The sequence below is a fragment of the Bradyrhizobium sp. Mp19 genome, from assembly GCF_029952935.1.
Classification (GTDB): Bacteria; Pseudomonadota; Alphaproteobacteria; order Rhizobiales; family Xanthobacteraceae; genus Bradyrhizobium; species Bradyrhizobium elkanii.
In genome coordinates this window covers 1-18,142 of the sequence record NZ_JASAUT010000029.1, presented here as the reverse complement: position 1 = coordinate 18,142, position 18,142 = coordinate 1, and the positions used below count along the sequence as shown (strand labels likewise).

14 protein-coding genes and 1 pseudogene are annotated in these 18,142 nt (G+C 64.6%); 8 read left to right on the top strand and 7 right to left on the bottom strand.

Annotation, left to right across the window (positions count from 1 at the left end):
• The first annotated feature begins 44 nt into the window (after positions 1 to 44).
• Positions 45 to 1,850 (top strand): winged helix-turn-helix domain-containing protein, encoded by a 1,806-nt coding sequence (locus QJT82_RS27355; protein WP_028342223.1) that lies wholly within the window; start codon positions 45 to 47, stop codon positions 1,848 to 1,850.
• Here the strand turns inward: QJT82_RS27355 and QJT82_RS27350 are convergent, their stop codons facing one another.
• Positions 1,851 to 2,651 carry an NUDIX hydrolase gene (locus QJT82_RS27350; protein ID WP_028342224.1) on the bottom strand — a complete coding sequence of 267 codons (801 nt, stop codon included), beginning with the start codon at positions 2,649 to 2,651 and terminating at the stop codon, positions 1,851 to 1,853.
• A gap of 121 nt (positions 2,652 to 2,772) precedes the next feature.
• Positions 2,773 to 3,639, bottom strand: a complete 867-nt coding sequence (asd, locus tag QJT82_RS27345) for an archaetidylserine decarboxylase (RefSeq protein ID WP_028342225.1) — start codon at positions 3,637 to 3,639, stop codon at positions 2,773 to 2,775.
• A gap of 34 nt (positions 3,640 to 3,673) precedes the next feature.
• Between asd and QJT82_RS27340 the strand changes: the two genes are divergently transcribed.
• Complete coding sequence (locus QJT82_RS27340) at positions 3,674 to 5,338, top strand: aminotransferase class III-fold pyridoxal phosphate-dependent enzyme (protein WP_028342226.1); 1,665 nt, start codon at positions 3,674 to 3,676, stop codon at positions 5,336 to 5,338.
• A 186-nt stretch (positions 5,339 to 5,524) separates the two neighbouring features.
• On the opposite strand, the gene QJT82_RS27335 is transcribed toward QJT82_RS27340, so the two are convergent.
• The 3 genes from QJT82_RS27335 to QJT82_RS27325 form a co-directional block, all read right to left on the bottom strand.
• Complete coding sequence (locus QJT82_RS27335; protein WP_016841638.1) at positions 5,525 to 6,142, bottom strand: hypothetical protein; 618 nt, start codon at positions 6,140 to 6,142, stop codon at positions 5,525 to 5,527.
• Between the two features lie 248 nt (positions 6,143 to 6,390).
• Complete coding sequence (locus QJT82_RS27330; protein WP_028342227.1) at positions 6,391 to 7,080, bottom strand: methyltransferase domain-containing protein; 690 nt, start codon at positions 7,078 to 7,080, stop codon at positions 6,391 to 6,393.
• 33 nt (positions 7,081 to 7,113) lie between these two features.
• The gene (locus QJT82_RS27325; protein ID WP_028342228.1) at positions 7,114 to 8,169 is read right to left on the bottom strand and encodes a glycosyltransferase family 1 protein; all 1,056 of its coding nucleotides are present in this window, start codon (positions 8,167 to 8,169) and stop codon (positions 7,114 to 7,116) included.
• Positions 8,170 to 8,307: 138 nt separating this feature from the next.
• On the opposite strand from QJT82_RS27325, the gene QJT82_RS27320 reads away from it, so the two are divergent.
• Positions 8,308 to 9,690 carry a TAXI family TRAP transporter solute-binding subunit gene (locus tag QJT82_RS27320; protein WP_028342229.1) on the top strand — a complete coding sequence of 461 codons (1,383 nt, stop codon included), beginning with the start codon at positions 8,308 to 8,310 and terminating at the stop codon, positions 9,688 to 9,690.
• A 163-nt stretch (positions 9,691 to 9,853) separates the two neighbouring features.
• Here the strand turns inward: QJT82_RS27320 and QJT82_RS27315 are convergent, their stop codons facing one another.
• A complete protein-coding gene (locus QJT82_RS27315; protein WP_080686824.1) occupies positions 9,854 to 10,429 on the bottom strand; it encodes a VOC family protein in 576 nt (191 codons plus the stop codon).
• A 134-nt stretch (positions 10,430 to 10,563) separates the two neighbouring features.
• Here QJT82_RS27315 and QJT82_RS27310 point away from each other — a divergent pair, with 134 nt between their 5' ends.
• Both QJT82_RS27310 and QJT82_RS27305 read left to right on the top strand, forming a co-directional pair.
• Positions 10,564 to 11,544: an AraC family transcriptional regulator gene (locus tag QJT82_RS27310; protein ID WP_028342230.1), complete on the top strand. Its 981-nt coding sequence runs from the start codon at positions 10,564 to 10,566 to the stop codon at positions 11,542 to 11,544.
• A 314-nt stretch (positions 11,545 to 11,858) separates the two neighbouring features.
• Positions 11,859 to 12,640: pseudogene (locus QJT82_RS27305) on the top strand (sulfite exporter TauE/SafE family protein).
• A gap of 23 nt (positions 12,641 to 12,663) precedes the next feature.
• Here the strand turns inward: QJT82_RS27305 and QJT82_RS27300 are convergent.
• Positions 12,664 to 13,884, bottom strand: a complete 1,221-nt coding sequence (locus QJT82_RS27300; RefSeq protein ID WP_259266170.1) for an acyltransferase — start codon at positions 13,882 to 13,884, stop codon at positions 12,664 to 12,666.
• Positions 13,885 to 14,137: 253 nt separating this feature from the next.
• On the opposite strand from QJT82_RS27300, the gene QJT82_RS27295 reads away from it, so the two are divergent.
• The 3 genes from QJT82_RS27295 to QJT82_RS27285 all read left to right on the top strand — a co-directional run bounded on the left by QJT82_RS27295 (position 14,138) and on the right by QJT82_RS27285 (position 18,064).
• Positions 14,138 to 14,827 (top strand): L,D-transpeptidase, encoded by a 690-nt coding sequence (locus QJT82_RS27295; RefSeq protein ID WP_028342232.1) that lies wholly within the window; start codon positions 14,138 to 14,140, stop codon positions 14,825 to 14,827.
• 189 nt (positions 14,828 to 15,016) lie between these two features.
• Positions 15,017 to 16,585, top strand: a complete 1,569-nt coding sequence (locus QJT82_RS27290; protein ID WP_028342233.1) for a DUF4403 family protein — start codon at positions 15,017 to 15,019, stop codon at positions 16,583 to 16,585.
• A gap of 264 nt (positions 16,586 to 16,849) precedes the next feature.
• Positions 16,850 to 18,064 carry an ABC transporter substrate-binding protein gene (locus tag QJT82_RS27285; protein WP_028342234.1) on the top strand — a complete coding sequence of 405 codons (1,215 nt, stop codon included), beginning with the start codon at positions 16,850 to 16,852 and terminating at the stop codon, positions 18,062 to 18,064.
• Positions 18,065 to 18,142: the final 78 nt, after the last annotated feature.

Sequence of the window (18,142 nt, the reverse complement as noted above, 5' to 3'; positions counted from 1 at the left end):
TGATCTTTGCCTGAACCTTTTCCGCCGAGCCCCAACTCATACACATGGCATTCTCATTTGGACTGTTCGAGCTTGATGAAGCTGGACGCGTGCTGCTGTGCGCGCGCCAAGAGGTCCCATTGCAGCCGCGTGTGTTCGATCTGCTGATCTATCTGGTTCGACACCGCGAGCGGGTCATCTCCAAGGAAGAACTCCTCGAAGCCGTCTGGCCGGATGTGACGGTCACCGACAACTCGCTGCAGCGGGCGGTGAGTGCGTTGCGCGCTGCGCTTCGCAACGGCGGCATGGACGGCGCGATCCGAAATCTGCCGGGCAAAGGCTATCGCTTTTTCCTCGAGTCCGAGATCAGGCAGCCGGAACGCATCGACCCCAAGCAAGTCGATGGCACCGTCGGTGCAATCGGTCTCGCCCGACGAGCAGCGGCCGGACAATTGTGGTTGCAGGCAGCGACGTTATTCGCGAGCGCGGATGAAAGCGGCCAGCTCAACGCTGAAGATTTCCACGATTGGGCGCTTGCCCTGCAGTGCCTCGGCAGGGCCACGGCAGCGATTCCGATTCTGGTTCGCGCGGTCGCCGCACGCAGCCAGGCCGGTGACGCCGCAGGCGCCACGGTCGATGCGATAGCACTCTCGGCCTTGCACTTCGAAAGCGGCCAGGCCGCGATCGGAAAGGGCTGGCTCGCGCGGGCGGAGGATTGGGCTACAACGCTCGACGATCCTCCGACGACGGCCCTGGTGTTATGGATGAAGTCGAAACTGGCTGCTTTCGATGGCGAGCCGGAACAGGCACTCGCGTTGGCCGACGCCGCCTACACCGGCGTCAGATACAAGGATGCGATCAATATCGAAGCGCTGAGCCTGGCCTATCGCGGCTTCTATCGGCTGTGCCTCGGCGACACACACGGAGGACTGGCCGATCAGGACCATGCCGCCGCAGTTGCGCTATCCAGCAACAATCTGGACCCGATCATGGGCGGCAACCTCTACTGCAACATCCTCTGGGCGGCCCGGATGTTCGGAGACTGGGCACGCGCCGACCAGTGGACGCGGAGCTACCAGAACTTCTGCTCGGGCAGCGGCATGGAGTTGACGGGCTCGTGCCAGTTGCACCGCTCCGAGGTGCTCGGCATCCGAGGCTCGCTCGACGAAGCGCTGGCGCGCATTCAGGACGCGCTCGCGCGCCTGACCAGCGATGCGCCCTGGTCGCTGGGCGATGCCAACCGGGTGCTGGGCGATATTCAGGCGGCGATCGGCAATGACGACGCAGCTCTCGAAGCCTATGACAGGGCCTACACGCTGGGCTGGTGCCCGGAACCAGGCCGCGCCATGCTGCTGCTCGCAAGAGGCGAAGCGGAGGCCGCCTATGCCAGCCTCGAGCGGAGCCTGATCGGCAAGACCTGGTGGACGCTGCAGCGGCGCGGAATTCTGCTCGCCCATCTGGCGCTGGTTGCCGCACACACGCATCGGACCGCTCGAGCGAAGGCATTGATCTGCGAACTTTCGGGAAGTCCGGATCGCTGGCCGATGCCCTCGATCCGCGCGCTCACCAACGAAGCGCAGGCGATCCTCGCGCTTTCCCGGCAGGATCATGAAACAGCCATGCGGCATCTCCATCTCGCTCGCCAGCTGTGGTCCAGCATCGAAGGGCGGGTTCAGATCGTGCGGCTAAGGCTTCAGATCTCCAGCCTCCAGCTGGAGCATGGAGACGTTCGCGGTGCCATGGCCGAAGTTCATGCGGCACAGCTTCTGGCGCGTGACCTGGGTTCGCCCAAGCGGCTTGCCGAGTGTCTTGCCTTGCAGCGCGACATTGAGGCCTGGCAGCCAACGGCACGTCGTCAGATGTGCGGATGATCACGCCGCGCGACGCAGCCAGTCGCGCACGCGTTCGATCAGATTCTTGCGCGGCGCGGGCTGAGGTGCCGCGCCGGCTGGCACGACCTCGTGCACCAATGGCGGCGCTTGTTCAGGGATCACCGTCTCGGCGCCCCGCTCGGTCTCGGCAGCTGCATCGGGTGCGGCCACCGGAACGTCTTGCGGCGCCATGGCCGGCGGATCGGGTTCGCTTTGCGCCAGCGGCGGCTGATCGATGGCCGGCGTCTCCGCCGGGGCAGCCGCATCGGCAACATCAGGCGCATCGGCGACCTCCTGCTCGTCGATGACCTGTGGCACTGCGGCTTCGCGACTCCGCCGGCGCTCTGCGGCCACGGCCCTTGCCCGCGCGCGCCGCTCGCGCTCGGCGAGCGCCGCGGCCTGCAACGCGATCGGTCCGACATTTTCCAGGAACGCGCGCTCATAACCGCGCGACAGACGCTCGAGCGCCGCATCGAGCGGCAGCCAGTCCACCTCGCGGATGTCGTTCATCAGCGACCGCACCGGCTTGCCACCGGCATCCATGCGCCAGTAGTGCACCACCTTGGAACGGCCGCCTGAATCATAGACCAGCGTGCCGAGGAATTCGTGCACGTCGACGTCGTGGCCGGTTTCCTCGAGCACCTCGCGCTCGGCGGCCGCGCGCGGCGTCTCGCCGTCGTCGAGCTTGCCTTTCGGCAGCACCCACTCATTGCGCTTGCGCAGGCGCACGACGGCAAAGCGCGGCGGTGTCTCCCGCCGCAGCACAATGCCTCCCGCCGCCAGAACAGGCGTCCGCGCCATCTCGTGTCCATCAGGTTTGCGATTTAGGATCGTCGCACGACGATCCCGACCATTCTAAGCATGATCTCGAAAAGTGGAAGCCGGTTTTCATGCTCAAACGATGAGCGCGATGGAAACAAGGCTATAAAGGCTTTCGCAGCAACGGTTCGCCGCATTTGATCCGCGTTCCCTCCGCGACATTGTCAGAGAATTCGAAATTGCCGGGCGCCAGCACGATAATCGTCGAGCCGTGCTCGAACCAGCCGAGTTCATCGCCCTTCTTCACATGCACGTCACAGGAGAAATCCACCGGGCCCCGCGACTGCGCGTTCAGCGTGATATCGAGGAAATGCAGGCGGAGGCTCGCCACCAGGATGGCGGCGACCGGAACCAGCGTCAGTGCCTCGCCGGTTGGAAGCTTGGCGCGCAGCACCGCGCGCTCGTTCTTGCAGAACAGCCGCTCGATCCGCTTCAGCGCGATCGGATTGACGTTCCAGACGTCGCCATGAATGAACGTCACCTTGTCGATGGCAAGATCATAGGGCGCGTGGAATCGGTGATACATGCTCGAGGTCAGCCGCAGCGTGACGAAGCGGCCGTTCCGGTGCTGCTCCACCAGCGCCGGATCGCCGACCAGATCGAGCAGCGAATAGGGCGCGCCCTTGACCTGGAACAATTGCCCGTCCTCGATCCGCCCATGCGCGCCGATGATCGCATCCGACGGGCTCGCGATGATGGCAGGATCGGCTGCGGCCGGACGCAGGCCGGGCTTGAGCTCGCGGGTGAAGCAATCGTGCAGGCTCCTGAACTCCGTCTTCTTGGCCTCCGACAAATCGAGGTCGGAGAACAGCTTCCAGCAGGCGATCGAGGCGTCGCGCACCAGGGGGTTCTCGACCTTGGAGAACCAGCCCATGAAGCGGGTCAGCGCGGCCCGCGGAATCCGGTTGGTTAGCAGGAAATTGAGGTCTTCCTGCTGGGTGAATACCGAGATCAGGCCCTTGACTGTCATGAATCTGTTAGGTGCTGAGGCTAGCGCTTCTGTCATGGAAACATCCCTTCCGATTCTCTCGCTGTCCGCCGCCGCGCTTGCCGGCGCCGCCGCAGCTTTCCCCAAAATTCAGGCCCGCATCGCGCTGTCGCGTGCCAAGCACCGCTCGCTGACCGGACATTCCAAGATGTCCAAGATGGTCGCGCGCATGGTCCCGCACTACGAATTCGACATCGACGACTTCTTCCGCTCCGACGGCGCGCCGAAGGACGTCGCGATGCAGCGCCAGGACGGCTTCTTCCGCCTCGCCGGCCTCTACGGAGATCGCTACCCCAAGGGCCGCGCGTTGACCGCCGAGGTGACGGAGCGCATCTCCGACCTGCAGTTCACCGAAACCTATCGCGTGCCGTTCCAGTACAGCCGCCTGGTGCGCGAACATCTCGGCACCTCGGCGTTCGTCGAGGCCTCCAGCGGCGTCACTGTCACCGACGTCGACGGCAATGTGTTCTACGACCTGACCGGCTCCTACGGCGTCAACATCTTCGGCAACGACTTCTACAAGGAGTGCATCGCCGAGGGTGAGAAGCGCGCGCACGCGCTCGGCCCCGTGCTCGGCCCCTACCACCCGGTCATTGCCGACAACGTCAAGCGGCTCTGCGAGCTGTCCGGCCTCGACGAGGTCTCGTTCCACATGTCCGGCACCGAGGCCGTGATGCAGGCGGTGCGGCTCGCGCGCTACCACACCAGGCGGAAGCGCCTCGTGCGCTTCGCCGGCGCCTATCACGGCTGGTGGGGCGACGTGCAGCCCGGCGTCGGCAATCCGGTGTCGCCGCACGAAACCTTCACGCTCGCCGATATGTCGGAGAAGACGCTGCACGTGCTGCGGACGCGCAACGACATCGCCTGTGTGCTGGTCAACCCGCTGCAGGCGCTGCATCCCAATTCCAACGCGCCCGGCGATTCCGCGCTGGTCGATTCCTCGCGCTCCTCCAAATACGACCGCGCCGCCTACACCGAATGGCTGAAGAAGCTGCGCGAGGTCTGCACCGAGCGCGGCATCGTCCTGATCTTCGACGAGGTGTTCGTCGGCTTCCGCCTCGCCGCCGGCGGCGCCCAGGAATATTTCGGCGTCAAGGCCGACATGGCGACCTACGGCAAGAGCCTCGCCGGCGGGCTTCCGGTCGGCGTGGTGTGCGGCCGCAAGGATTTGATGCGACGCTTCCGCGACGACCGTCCGGCCGACATCTGCTTTGCCCGCGGCACCTTCAACTCGCATCCCTATGTGATGACGGCGATGGACGAGTTCCTGAGCCGGCTCGCCAGCCCGAACTTCCGCTCGATCTACAACGGGCTGGACGAGACCTGGAACGGCCGTGCGAAGGCGCTCAACGACCGGCTCAAAGCCGCGGGCCTTCCGGTTCGCGTCGGCAACATCTCGTCGATCTGGACCGTCTATTACACCGAGCCGTCCCGCTACAACTGGATGCTGCAATACTATCTGCGGGCCGAGGGACTGGCACTGAGCTGGATCGGCACCGGCCGCCTGATCTTCACCCTCAACTACACCGACGCCGACTTCGCCGAGGTCAGCGACCGCTTCGTCGCGGCAGCCGAGAAGATGAAGCGCGACGGCTGGTGGTGGCATAAGCCCGGCCTCACCAACAAGAACATCAAGCGCCAGATCCTGAAGGAGATGGTCGCCGTGAGGTTCGGCCGCTGAGGGCACCGGATTCACTTTCGCTGACATTGTAAGCACCGTCATTCCGGGATGGTCCGAAGGACCAGACCCGGAATCTCGAGATTCCGGGTTCGATGCTTCGCATCGCCCCGGAATGACGATGCTCAAGACGTAGATGCCCGGGACAAGCCCGGGCATGACGCAGTTTGAAGACGCTGGGAGCAACGATCAGGCGTGCTTGACGTGCTTCTCGAGACCCGGATCGATCAGTTCGCCCTTCATCAGGAACAGCGGCGCCTTGTGATAGAGCTTCAGGTCGTTGAAGGGGTCGGTGATGATCTTGGTCATCCAGACGAGGCCGGTCTCGACATCGCGGATGAAGAACAAATGGATGGTGCGGAACAGGAGGCCGCCGACGCCGACCACAAGCCAGATCTTGGCCACCTGGCGGGTGAAGTCGCCCATCGTGACCCAGGGCTTGAACAGACCGAACAGCGTCGGATCGAAGTACAGCACCATCGGCGACAGCGCCCAGATCGCCATCAGCACGACCTTGCGCTGCAGATTGTAGCCGACCTTGATGTCTTCCTTGTGCTCGTGGGTCGCCTGGTTGACGTGGTCGTAGCCCTTCGGCTCGAAGAAGAAGTGACCGGCCTGACGCGACGTCATCGAGACCAGCCAGCCGACCAGTGCCGACACGACCGGATCGAAGAACAGCATCACATAGGCGAACAGGAAGCTCAGCGCGCTGACGAAGTGCAGGCTCTGGTTGATCCGGCTGTGATGGTAGAAGCGATGGTCATCCCAGCGCTGGGTACGCAGCTCTTGCAGGAAATTCTTGATCATTGGTTCCCCCAACATCTTTCGGGACAGGATTTACAGGGATTCGATGTATCGCGTGTGACATCATCATAATGACATATGACAATGCGGAGCGACGCCTTGACGCAACTTCAACCTCTCCCCTCATCCTGAGGAGCTTGCGCAGCAAGCGTCTCGAAGGATGAGGCCGAGGATCGACACCGTGGCCTCATGGTTCGAGACGGCGCAGTGCGCCTCCTCACCATGAGGATCAAGGGCGACTACGCCGCCTCTCAGGCGGCCTTCGCCACATCCGCCTTGCGGAAGCGGACCAGCGAGAAGTGGCCGAGCGGCGGAATCAGGCGGCGCTCCGCGAGCTCCATGCCGCGTGCGCCCGCGAGCCATTTGGTGTAGCGCGACCAGGCGAATTCGGCGGTCCGGAACCCGAGCGGGCGCACCACCGGCTGCAGCTTCTGCTCGATGAAGCGGCGGACGCCGGCATCGGCGCTGACCCGGGTCAGGATGATCAGTTCGCCGCCCGGACGCACCACGCGGGCGAACTCGTCGAGCGCTGCTTCGGGGTTCGGCACCGCCGACAGCACATACTGCGCCATCACCACGTCGAACGAATTGTCGGGGAATTCGAGCTTCTCGGCGTCCATCACCGCGAGGCCCTCGACATTCTTCAGGCCCTGCTCCGCAACCCGCTTCTTGGCCTTCTCCAGCATCGCTTCCGAGATGTCGGTGCCGAAGATGCGCACGTTCGGGCTATAGAGCGGCAGCGAGATGCCGGTGCCGACGCCGACCTCGAGCACCCGGCCGCCGATCTTGTTGGTGGCCTGGATCGCGGCCTGCCGGCCCTTGCTGAACACACCGCCAAACACGAGGTCGTAGATCGGCGCCCAGCGGTCATAGGCCTGCTCGACCGTCTCGCGGTCGAAGTCCATGGAACGGTCGGCACCCAGCTTGATGATTTCAGCCATAGATCGTCTCTCGTCTCTCGTTCGATTGAGCTGTTAATTCGGAACCGCACTGCGGCCGGCAACGCGGCGGGCGGGCCGCGGCGCGCGGCTCGGATGCAGCGTGGCCAGATTGCCGATGAACTGACGCGCACTGTTTTCCCAGGAACGCTCCAATGCAAAATTGCGGCAGTCGGCGCGCGACATCGTCAGCGCGCGCAGGCAGGCGCTGCGCAGGTCGTTGTCGATCGCGCCGATCGGATGGTTGGCAATGACATCCTTCGGGCCGGTGACCGGGAACGCCGCGACCGGCGTGCCGCAGGCCAGCGCCTCGAGCTGCACGACGCCGAAGGTGTCGGTCAGACTCGGGAACACGAAGACGTCGGCGGCGGCGAGGTGCGAGGTCAAATCCTGCCCCTTCTTCTCGCCGAGGAAAATCGCGTCGGGATATTTCTGTTCCAATGCCGCCCTTTGCGGGCCGTCGCCGACCACGACCTTGGAGCCCGGCAGGTCCAGCGACAGGAAGGCGTCGAGGTTCTTCTCCACCGCGACGCGGCCCATGGTCATGAAGATCGGCCGCGGCAGATCGAGCACCGCCGGCTGGTCCGGATTGAAGATCCCGGTGTCGACGCCGCGGGTCCAGAAGCCGAGCCTGCGGAAGCCGCGCTCGGCAAGCTCCGACCGCAGCGAGTCGGTCGCGACCATCGTCATCGACCCGGCGGCATGGAAGTGGCGCAGCACCGCATAGCCGACGCTGTCGGGAATGCCGGTACGGACCGAAACATATTCCGGGAAGCGCGTTGTATAGGATGTGGTGAAGGCGAGCTTGTTGCGCTGGCAATAACCGCGCACCGCCCAGCCGATCGGCCCTTCGGTCGCGATGTGGATCGCCTCGGGCGCAGCCTCCTCGATCCGGCGCGCGATCTCGCGGCGGTTCGGCAGCGCCACGCGCAGGCCCGGATAGGTCGGCACGCCGACCGAACGGAAACCGTCGGGAGTGAGGAATTCGATCTCGGCGCCGAGCCCGGCTGCGCTGCGCGCAAGCGACGTCAGCGTCCGGACCACGCCGTTGACTTGCGGATGCCAGGCATCGGTCGCAACGAGTATGCGCATTGCAGGAGATCCAAATCGTTAATCTTGATTCTGCTCGCACGACGTTCTGACATGGATGTTTCAAACGTATGACGTCATCGAAATGTTAGGTTGTTTTTCCCGGCAAACGGCCGGTTTTTCGTGTAACGTGACAGTCAGATGTCAGAGCAGAGTGAAAATCCCGGCGCCAAGCGCCGCAGGCTCAGGCGACGGAACTCGTCGCTGCTGATCCTTGCGGCCGGCATGCTTGTGTTCGGCCTCGCCGCCGGCGCGCTGTATTACGCGCTGCGTCCGGTGACGCTCGCGATCGCGGTCGGCCCGACCGGCAGCGAGGACGTCAAGCTGATCCAGGGTTTCGCGCAGGCCTTTACGCACGACGGCAGCTCGGTGCGGCTGAAGCCGGTCACGACGCAGGGCTCCGCCGAGAGCATCGCGCTGTTCACGGCGAACAAGGTCGACCTCGCGGTGGTTCGCGGCGACCTCGATCTGCCCGCGAGCGCCGAGTCGGTTGCGATCCTGCGCAAGAATGTCGTCGTGCTGTGGGCGCCCTCGGGCGCCAAGGGCAAGCGGCGGTCCGCGAAGATCAAGAGCATCGACGACCTCGCCGGCCACAAGGTCGGTGTGGTCGGCAGCACCCAGGCCAACGTCACGCTGCTGCGTGTGATCCTGACCGAGTCCGGCGTCAACCCCGACAAGGTCGCGGTCAGCCAGTTCGCCGTCAACAAGATCGCCGACCTTGCGCGCGACCCCTCGCTCGATGCCTACATGACCGTCGGCCCGCTCGACAGCAAGATAACGGCGGAAGCGATTACGGCGACGGCGACGGCGCGCGGCGAGCCGGTCTTCCTCCCGATCGACGTCTCGGAAGCGATCGCGCAGAAGCATCCGCGCTATGAGTCCGAGGAGATCGCCGGCAGCATCTTCTCCTCGTCGCCGGCGCGGCCCGAGGACAAGGTCGAGACCGTCAGCGTCAATCACCTCATCATCGCGCAACATGCGCTGAGCGAGGCGACCGTCGGCGCGCTCGACCGGCAGCTGTTCACGCTGCGCCTCCAGGTCGCGCGCGATCTGCCGGCGGCGGCAAAGATCGAGAAACCGGACACCGACAAGGACGCCGCGCTGCCGGCGCATCAGGGCGCGGCCGCCTATATCGACGGCACCGAGCGCACCTTCCTCGAAAAATACTCCGATTACATCTGGGGCGGCATCCTGCTGCTCTCCGGCCTCGGCTCGGCCGGCGCCTGGCTGCGCCACTACGTGAAGCGCGACGAGCGCGAGCACTACATCACCCATCGCGACAATCTGCTGACCCTGATCTCGCAGGTGCGCGGCGCCGAGACGCCGGAGCAGCTCGCGGCCATGCAGGGCGATGCGGATGCCCTGTTGCGCGAGGCGCTCGACTGCTACGACGACGGCGCAATCGAGGAAGGCGACCTCTCGGTGATCGGGCTGACGCTCGAGCAATTCCACCATGCCGTCTCCGACCGCCGCGCCGTGATCAACGGCGACAAGCCGGGCCTGCCGCGGATGCGCGCCGGCTAGAGCATCGACTTATAAATCGGGGTGCTTGAGTCAGGCGCGCCCTGATGTCCGCTTGTCCGCAGTAGCGGTCAAATAGCGGACTTCGCCTGAGGTCGCAAAAGGGGCAACAGCAGACCTTCGCGGACGAGGTTTTTGCCTACCGCGGGTAGGACGAAGCTCTCGCCTATACGCCAAACACTGGAACGTCAGTGCGATCTATCAGCGCCTCTGCGCCTTCGCTCGGCCGGAGCTCGGCGAAGTTCAGTGCAGCATCAATGTCGTTCTCCCAGACTTCGCGCGGGAGATCGTACACCAGCTCCACACCGTAGCCGTTGGGATCATGAATATAGAGGCTGTGCGTCATCCCGTGGTCGATGCGCCGGTCGAACTTCACGCCCTTGGCCTGAAGATACGAGAGCCGGCTCAGCCAAGCCTCGCGGGTCGGAAATGTAATCGCGATATGATTGATCGCGATTGGCAAGTCCCACATCTTCCATTCCGCGGGTGGCGGCGGCAGGTTCGGATTCTCCACGAGCGCAAGATCATGGTGATGGACGCCGCCGATGTCCGTGCCGCTATAGAACCACATTCTCGGGGTTGGCGGCCGGCCAGGCCGCGGCCGGAATTCACCAACTTGCCGTAATCCGACGACCTCGGTCCAGAACTGATGGCTCTCGTCCATGTTGCGAACGTTGAGCGCGATGTGGTTCACGCTAACCGGCGCAGCCGGCCGCTCGCTTGCTGTCTCCGCTGATTCCATTGCAGCGTTTCCCTGGCGTTTTTCGGGCCTGAAAGGGCTTCCGGTGCTGCAATTTGTACCCCGTGCGCGACTGTACTGGTATGCTCCCCTGTCTGCTTTTCTTGCTCGATCGTCCGAGACGAGGAGGCGCCGCAATGGATGTTCTCTCAGATGTGCTGAAGACAGTGCGTCTGACTGGCGCTGTCTTCTTCGAACGCCATCTTCACGCGCCTTGGGTCGGAGAGTCCCCGCCCTCGGCCGCCATCGCGTCGATGGTCATGCCGGAGGCCGAACATGTGATCAGCTTCCACGCCATCCTGTCGGGCTCTTGCTGGGCCGGATTGGCGGGGAATTCTGATTCGTCCATGCGCTTCAATGCGGGGGATATCGTCATCTACCCGATGGGTGATGCCAACGTCCTGAGCTCCGCGCCGGGCATGCGCGGTCTTCCTGACCTCCAGGATTACGCGCGGCCGAAAGATCGGCCCTTGCCGATCGTGACCCGTCTCGACAACGACAGCGCCGACTACTGCCACCTGGTTTGCGGCTATTTCGGCTGCGATGCGCGGCCATTCAATCCGTTGCTCGAAGCGCTGCCCCGCATGCTGCTCAGCCAAATGTCTGCTGCGGCGCGGGGCTGGTTATCCAACCTGCTTCGGCTCGCAGCCGAAGAGGGCGGTCGCGGCGGCGCCGGTAGTGAAAGTTTGCTCGCCAGGCTTGCCGAGCTGATGTTCGTCGAAGTCGTCCGCCAGTACATCATCCATCTCCCTGAAGATTCGAAGGGCTGGCTGTCTGGGCTAAAGCACCGACAGATTGGACATGCGCTACGGCTCATCCACGGGAGTCCTGAAAAGCCATGGACGCTCGCTGAACTTGCTCGCGAAGTCGGCCTTTCGCGATCAGTCTTTGCCGATCGCTTCGCACATTATGTTGGTGTTTCGCCGATGCATTATCTCGGCCGCTGGCGCATGCAACTCGCAGTCCGACATCTGGCCATCCCAGGCATCAGCGTTGCACAGGTGGGAGCGGAGGTCGGTTACGAATCCGAGGCAGCCTTCAACCGCGCCTTCAAGAAACATGTTGGCGTACCACCGGGTTCATGGCGAAGAGGCAAATCATCGCCAGCTCCCGAATGAACCTATGCTATTCGACCGTGCCCGAGCTGGGTCATGAACGACAAAATTCAACGTGTAGATAATGGGGCTAACACCAAACTTGCCGCCAACGACCTGACCTTCGTTCAACTTGTGTCGATCAGGCTGCGGTTGCGCGCAAAGTAAATAAGCCCCCCTAGAGTGCCTTCGAGCGAATTGCGCGCCGGCTCGCGTGAACCGAAGCCTCACACCGCAAGCGGCAGGCTGATATCAATTGCACCGAGAGCAATGTTTGGATTGCGCGTGCAGGCGCGCGTGGCCATGTTGAGTACCACCACAACGCTTCGCACGACACCATGATCACGCCCATCGTCGCTGACCTGCCCGCGCCGTTCGTGCTCGCGGTCGCCCTGGCCGGCGTCTTCCTGATTGCCTTCATGAAGGGCGCGTTCGGCGGCGGCTTTGCCATCGTCGGCATCCCGCTGCTGTCGCTGGCGATGGACCCGATCGCGGCGGGCGCGCTGCTGGCGCCGTTGTTCGTCGTCATGGACGTCACCGCGCTGCGGTTCTGGCGCCGAGCACATGGTCGCGCATCGACCTCGCGATGCTGCTGCCGGCGCTCGTCGTCGGCATCGGCCTCGGCTACTTCGTGCTGCGCGATCTCGACCGGCATGCCGTCGAGATCGTGATGGGCGTGGTGACGCTGATGTTCGCCGCGCTGTGGTTTCTCGGCGGCGGCGAGATCAAGCCGCGTCCGCGCTCGACATTCAAGGCGACGTTCGCCGGCCTGTCCTCCGGCGTCACCACGATGGTGGCGCATTCGGGCGGGCCGCCGCTTGCGATCTATCTGCTGCCGCTCGGCATGCCGAAGGCGCTTTACGCCGGCACCACCAGCCTGTTCTTCACGGTCGGCAACCTCTTGAAGGCCGGCCCGTGGCTCGTGCTGGCCACGCCGTCGCACAGCCTGTGGATGCTGATGGCGCTTTGCGTGCCGGCGGTGCCGGTCGGCGTCTGGGCCGGATGGCGGCTGCATGAACGTCTCGACCAGCGCGCGCTGTACCGCACCTGCTACGCCATTCTGGTCATCACCGCTGCCAAGCTGCTGTGGGACGGATTGGCCGGATATCTCGGCTCCTGAACAGCGGAGGTGCTGGCTCCTCGTCAGGAGGACTGTCTGCTGCGGACGGCGTTCGCAGCAACGGCAAGCGGCACAATGTCCTGGCGCGTCGCGACCGCATCGTCCGGCGCAAGGCGCTGGCGCGCCACGAACGAGAAGCGGCTGCGCAGTTTCAGGATCGGCTTCTCGATCCAGTGCCAGGAGAACGCGGCGAACAGCGTGATCAGCAGCAGCGCGATCGCAAACTGGACGATCACGGGCACGTGTGGCAGCCATACCCGCACCACCTGCTGCACCGGAAAGCCGTAGAGATAGATGCCGTAGGAATAGTCGCCGCGCGAGATCAGCGGCAGCCGCGGCAGCTTCGAGACGCCGAGATAGGCGGTGATATAGACCAGCGCCGGTGCAATCAGAAGATTCAGCACCGGCTGGCTCATCCAGTCCGCCGGGCCGAGCAGCGCGGCGCCCGCGCAGAGCGCGCAGCACGCGGCGAGAAGCCATCCGTTGTAGGGAATGCGGTCACGATAGAGATAGATCGCGATGCCGAGCATGAACGCGACCGGCAGCTTCGCGCCGCGTCCGAGGAACGGCGCGGTGCTGAAGATCCTGTCATGCAGCGTGCCGGCGACGCCGGCGGGCAGTTGCGACGATTGCGCGCTATGCCCGGTGAGTGCAAGCGCAAGGCCGATGCCGACCAGCACGAGCGCACCGAGCACGATGAGCGGCGGCTCGCGCAACAGGCCGAACAGGATGAACATCGTCATCAGCGCGTAACAGCCATATTCGAACGGCACCGTCCACAGCGAGCTGTTGACCTCCGGCGCGGGATTGCCGCTGAACACGCCGGGCAGGACGTAGTTCACGAGGCCGATGATGTTGGTGAAGTATTTGTAGGTGCCGAAATTGGTGAAGTAGTCGTGCAGCGGCAGCGCGGTGAAGATCGGCCCGAGGATCAGTGCCGACAGCACGATCTCGACCGCAAGCGCCGGAATGATCCGCATGCCGCGATTGGTGAGAAACTCCTTCAGGGAAAGCCGCAGCCCGCTCGCCGCGATCAGAAACCCGCTCAGCGCGAAGAACATCACGAGGATGGCGTAGTGCGGAAACCAGGCGATCCACGCCTGCTCGCCGTCGCCACTGCCGCTCGCGACATAGGGCGCGTGGGCGGCGACGACGGAAATCGCCAGTGCGATACGGAGAAAATCGAACCCCGGGCCGAAGCCCTTCTGCCGATCCAGCATGCTGCCGATCGTGTGCCCCAGCATCATTTCCACTCCATTCCGAAACAATGCGCTGGGACAGCAAGCGCCGTGCCAGGAAGACTGTCTTGCGGCGGTACACCCCCTTCCCGGCAACCCGGCCTTAACCGTGCGACGAAACACGCACGAAACAATTCCCTAACGGCACGAAACCATTTTGGCGATTTCGTGCAAACGTCCTGAAACGCCTCACCTGTACTGGTTTGACCCAACGACGCGCCGGAACTGGCGCGCAGGGCGCAAACAACAGGGGTCGACAATGTTCAATTCCATCAAGCTGAACTCGCATCTCGCTGCCGCCGCCTTCGGTGCGCTGGCGATTGGTACCGTCGCATTCGCAAATACCGCCGCGGCCGCTCCGCTGCCGATGTTCCCCTTCATCCTGTCGCCGCCGACCGAGGCCGTGCAGCCGCCGGTGCAGTCGATGCCGCAGGCGCAGGAGGAAGACCGTTCCGTCGAGTTGCCCGCCCGCCTGCGCCGCCAGGTCGTCGCCTATCCGACGCGCGAGGCGCCCGGCACCATCATCATCGACACCCCGCACACCTATCTCTATCTCGTGCTCGGCAACGGCCAGGCCATGCGCTACGGCATCGGCATCGGCCGCGACGGCTTCACCTGGTCGGGCACCCAGACCATCACCAAGAAGGCGGAGTGGCCGGATTGGACGCCCCCGCCGGAAATGATCGCCCGCCAGCCCTATCTGCCGCGCCACATGGCCGGCGGCCCCGGCAATCCGCTCGGCGCCCGCGCCATGTATCTCGGCGGCACCATCTACCGCATCCACGGCACCAACGCGCCGGAGACGATCGGCACCCGCGTGTCCTCCGGTTGCCTGCGCCTGACCAATGCAGATGTCTCCGACCTCTATTCGCGGGTCAGCGTCGGCACCAAGGTGATCGTGCTGCCGATGACCGACCGCCGCGCCGATCTCGGCTCGGCCGTCCGCTAAGTCCCTCCCCTCCAAGGCGTCCCTTTATAAGGCGTCCTCGACGACGGCTCCGGCACTTCGTGCCGGGGCCGTTGCCGCGTTCATCAACCTTAACGCCTTCCGCCCCTGAAGCAGCTTGATCCCGCCACACTGGCGCCCTCGTCGGGGGGCCTGTACAACCCGTCAAGTTGATTTTCATCCGGGGGAATGATGCGTCTACCGATGCATCCAAGGACGATAGCGCTCGGGATCGCGGTGGTGCTGGTCTCGTTCGTGATCAGCCTCAAGGCAATGGACTGGCTCGCGCCGAGCGTCACCGTGCAGAAGCCGAAGCTCGCAGAGCTGCCGCCGCTGCCGCAGGCGCCGCGTTCCTCGACGATCGTGGCGCAGGTCTCGGTCGCGCTGTCGGCGATCCGCGACGCCGCCGAACGCGGCGCGCCGAAGACCTTCGGCGGCAAGGCCGACAACCCGGTCCAGCAAATCCTGCAAAATGCCGACATCGGCTGGACGGCATCGCGCGGGCCGATCGCGGCCACCGGCGCGCAGGACGTGCTGACGCTGACCACCCCGATCAACGGCACGCTCAAGGTCACCGGCGCGCTATCCGCCAAGGCAACCGGCGCGGTCAGCGACGCGCTCGGCAGCCTGCTCGGCGGCAATGTCGCCAAGCAGATCGGCGCCGTGAACATCAAGAACGTCAACGCCAACGCCGAGATCAAGGGCAACGTCACCCTCACCGCGCGGCCGAAGCTCGGCGCGTCCTGGCGGATCGAGCCGAATCTGCAGGCACAGGTCAATCTCGGCGACACCAGCCTGTCGACGGCCGGCGTCCGCATCAGCGTGCCGGCCCAGGTCAAGCCTGTCATCGACAAGGCGGTCGCCGACCAGATTTCCGTGGTCGAGGCCCGGTTGCACAACGACCCGGCGTTCCAGAACAACGCCCGCGTGCAATGGGCCAAGGCCTGCCGCTCGATCCCGCTGCAAGGCACCGGCGGCACCACCTCGATGCCGCCGATGTGGCTCGAGCTGCGACCGACCCGCGCGATCGCCGCGCAGCCGAAGGTCGATGCGTCCTCGCTGATCCTGACGATGGGGATCGAGGCCGAAACGCGGATCACGGAGGCGCAGACCACCCCGAGCTGCCCATTCCCGGAAAAACTCTCGATCGTGCCGCCGATGGCGAGCCAGGTCGCGATCGGCCTGCCGGTCGACCTGTCCTTCACCACGCTGAGCCAGCTGGTCGAGGCGCAGCTCAAGGGCAAGACCTTCCCTGAGGACGGCTCCGGTCCGGTCGACGTGACCGTCAAGAGCGCGAGCATCGCCGCCTCCGGCGACCGGCTTCTGATCTCGCTCCTGGTGCACGCCAAGGAGAAGGCCAGCTGGTTCGGGCTGGGCGCCGAGGCGACCGTGCACATCTGGGGCCGGCCGCGGCTCGACCAGCCGTCGCAGACGCTGCGGCTGACCGACGTCGAGCTGGCGGTGGAATCCGAGGCCGCGTTCGGCCTGCTCGGCGCCGCCGCGCGCGCCGCGATCCCGCACATGCAGCAGACCCTCAACGACCGGCTGGTGGTCGACCTGAAGCCATTCGCGACCAATGCGCAGCGCAAGGTCGCCGCGGCCATCGCCGACCTGCAGAAGAACGAGGAAGGCATTCGCGTCGACGCTGAGGTCAACAGCATCCGGCTGGCCGGCATCGACTTCGATTCCAAGACGTTGCGGGTGATCGTGGAAACCGACGGCACCATCAAGGCCGCCGTCACCGCGTTACCGGCGCTGTAACCGGGTCCTTCGCGGGGTCGAGACGAGCGGAGCTCGCTCTGAGCGGGTAGGGTGAGCGACCTTCTCCACGGGTGGCACCCGGATTGCGTCGCAATCCGGCCTTTCCCCGCGAGCGGGGGGAGGTAAAAAGGCCGTCCGCTCGCGCGTTCCATCCGCCCCTGCCCTGCCCATGCTCAAAAAGTCGTCTTTGCGACAGCTTGTCGCAGCGGCTAGAACGCCCCGGTGGAAGCAACCCTCAACGAAAAAGTCAGGGAGAAAAACACGATGAAAACACTCTTGGCCGCAGCGGCGGCCGGCCTCGCGCTCGCGGTCTCAGCGACCGCGGCGAACGCCCAGATCTCCGACGACGTCGTCAAGATCGGCGTGCTCACCGACATGTCGAGCCTCTATGCGGACGCCACCGGCAAGGGCTCGGTCGCCGCCGTCGAGATGGCGGTCGCCGATTACGGCGGCAAGGTGAAAGGCAAGCCGGTGCAGGTGATCGCAGCGGACCACCAGAACAAGCCCGACGTCGGCGTCAACATCGCACGCAACTGGTACGACAACGACAAGGTCGACGCGATCCTCGACGTGCCGACCTCGTCGGTCGCATTGCCGATCTCGGCGCTGACGCGCGAGAAGAACAAGATCCACATCAATTCCGGCGGTGGCTCCTCCGATATCACCGGCACCGCCTGCTCGCCCAACACGGTGCACTGGACCTACGACACCTACGCGCTGTCGAACGTCGCCGGCAAGGCGATGGTCAAGCGCGGCGAGGACACCTGGTTCTTCGTCACCGCCGACTACGCCTTCGGCATGGCGCTGGAGCGCGATGCCGCCAATGTCGTCAAGGAGAGCGGCGGCAAGGTGCTGGGCGACGTGCGTCATCCGCTCAACTCGTCGGACTTCTCGTCCTTCCTGCTGCAGGCGCAGGCCTCCAAGGCCAAGGTCGTGGCGCTGGCGAATGCCGGCGGCGACACCACCAACGCGCTGAAGCAGGCTTCCGAGTTCGGCCTGACCCAGGGCGGCCAGAAGATGATCGCGCTGCTCCAGGAGATCACCGACACGCATTCGCTCGGCATCAAGGCCACCCAGGGCTTGATCGTCACCGACGCCTTCTACTGGGACATGAACGACGAGACCCGCGCCTTCTCGAAGCGCTTCAACGAGAAGGTCGGCCACATGCCGACCATGATCCAGGCCGGCCTCTACTCGGCGACCATGCATTACCTGAAGGCGATCGAGGCCATCGGCACCGACGAGGCGCCGAAGGTGATGGCCCAGATGCGCGCCACGCCGGTCAACGACTTCTTCGCCAAGAACGGCCATATCCGGATCGACGGCCGCATGGTGCACGACATGTATCTGTTCGAGGTCAAGAAGCCCGAGGAATCCAAGGGCGAGTGGGACCTCTACAAGCTGATCGCCACCGTGCCCGGCGACGAGGCGTTCCGCCCGCTCGACAAGGGCGGCTGTCCGCTGGTGAAGTCGAACTGACGGCTAAAGCGGGATGGGTTTAGGTTGAATCGATTTGGGATTCCCAAATCAGTGTGTTTCTGATTCACCATGCTGGCT

Excerpts from the sequence above, each read along its gene's own strand:
- QJT82_RS27330 (WP_028342227.1), bottom strand. The coding sequence starts at position 7,080 with ATGGCTGAAATCATCAAGCTGGGTGCCGACCGTTCCATGGACTTCGAC.
- QJT82_RS27340 (WP_028342226.1), top strand. The coding sequence starts at position 3,674 with ATGGAAACATCCCTTCCGATTCTCTCGCTGTCCGCCGCCGCGCTTGCC.
- QJT82_RS27285 (WP_028342234.1), top strand. The coding sequence starts at position 16,850 with ATGAAAACACTCTTGGCCGCAGCGGCGGCCGGCCTCGCGCTCGCGGTC.
- QJT82_RS27315 (WP_080686824.1), bottom strand. The coding sequence starts at position 10,429 with ATGGAATCAGCGGAGACAGCAAGCGAGCGGCCGGCTGCGCCGGTTAGC.
- QJT82_RS27310 (WP_028342230.1), top strand. The coding sequence starts at position 10,564 with ATGGATGTTCTCTCAGATGTGCTGAAGACAGTGCGTCTGACTGGCGCT.
- QJT82_RS27320 (WP_028342229.1), top strand. The coding sequence starts at position 8,308 with ATGTCAGAGCAGAGTGAAAATCCCGGCGCCAAGCGCCGCAGGCTCAGG.
- QJT82_RS27335 (WP_016841638.1), bottom strand. The coding sequence starts at position 6,142 with ATGATCAAGAATTTCCTGCAAGAGCTGCGTACCCAGCGCTGGGATGAC.
- QJT82_RS27350 (WP_028342224.1), bottom strand. The coding sequence starts at position 2,651 with ATGGCGCGGACGCCTGTTCTGGCGGCGGGAGGCATTGTGCTGCGGCGG.
- asd (WP_028342225.1), bottom strand. The coding sequence starts at position 3,639 with ATGACAGTCAAGGGCCTGATCTCGGTATTCACCCAGCAGGAAGACCTC.
- QJT82_RS27290 (WP_028342233.1), top strand. The coding sequence starts at position 15,017 with ATGCGTCTACCGATGCATCCAAGGACGATAGCGCTCGGGATCGCGGTG.
- QJT82_RS27300 (WP_259266170.1), bottom strand. The coding sequence starts at position 13,884 with ATGCTGGGGCACACGATCGGCAGCATGCTGGATCGGCAGAAGGGCTTC.
- QJT82_RS27295 (WP_028342232.1), top strand. The coding sequence starts at position 14,138 with ATGTTCAATTCCATCAAGCTGAACTCGCATCTCGCTGCCGCCGCCTTC.
- QJT82_RS27355 (WP_028342223.1), top strand. The coding sequence starts at position 45 with ATGGCATTCTCATTTGGACTGTTCGAGCTTGATGAAGCTGGACGCGTG.
- QJT82_RS27325 (WP_028342228.1), bottom strand. The coding sequence starts at position 8,169 with ATGCGCATACTCGTTGCGACCGATGCCTGGCATCCGCAAGTCAACGGC.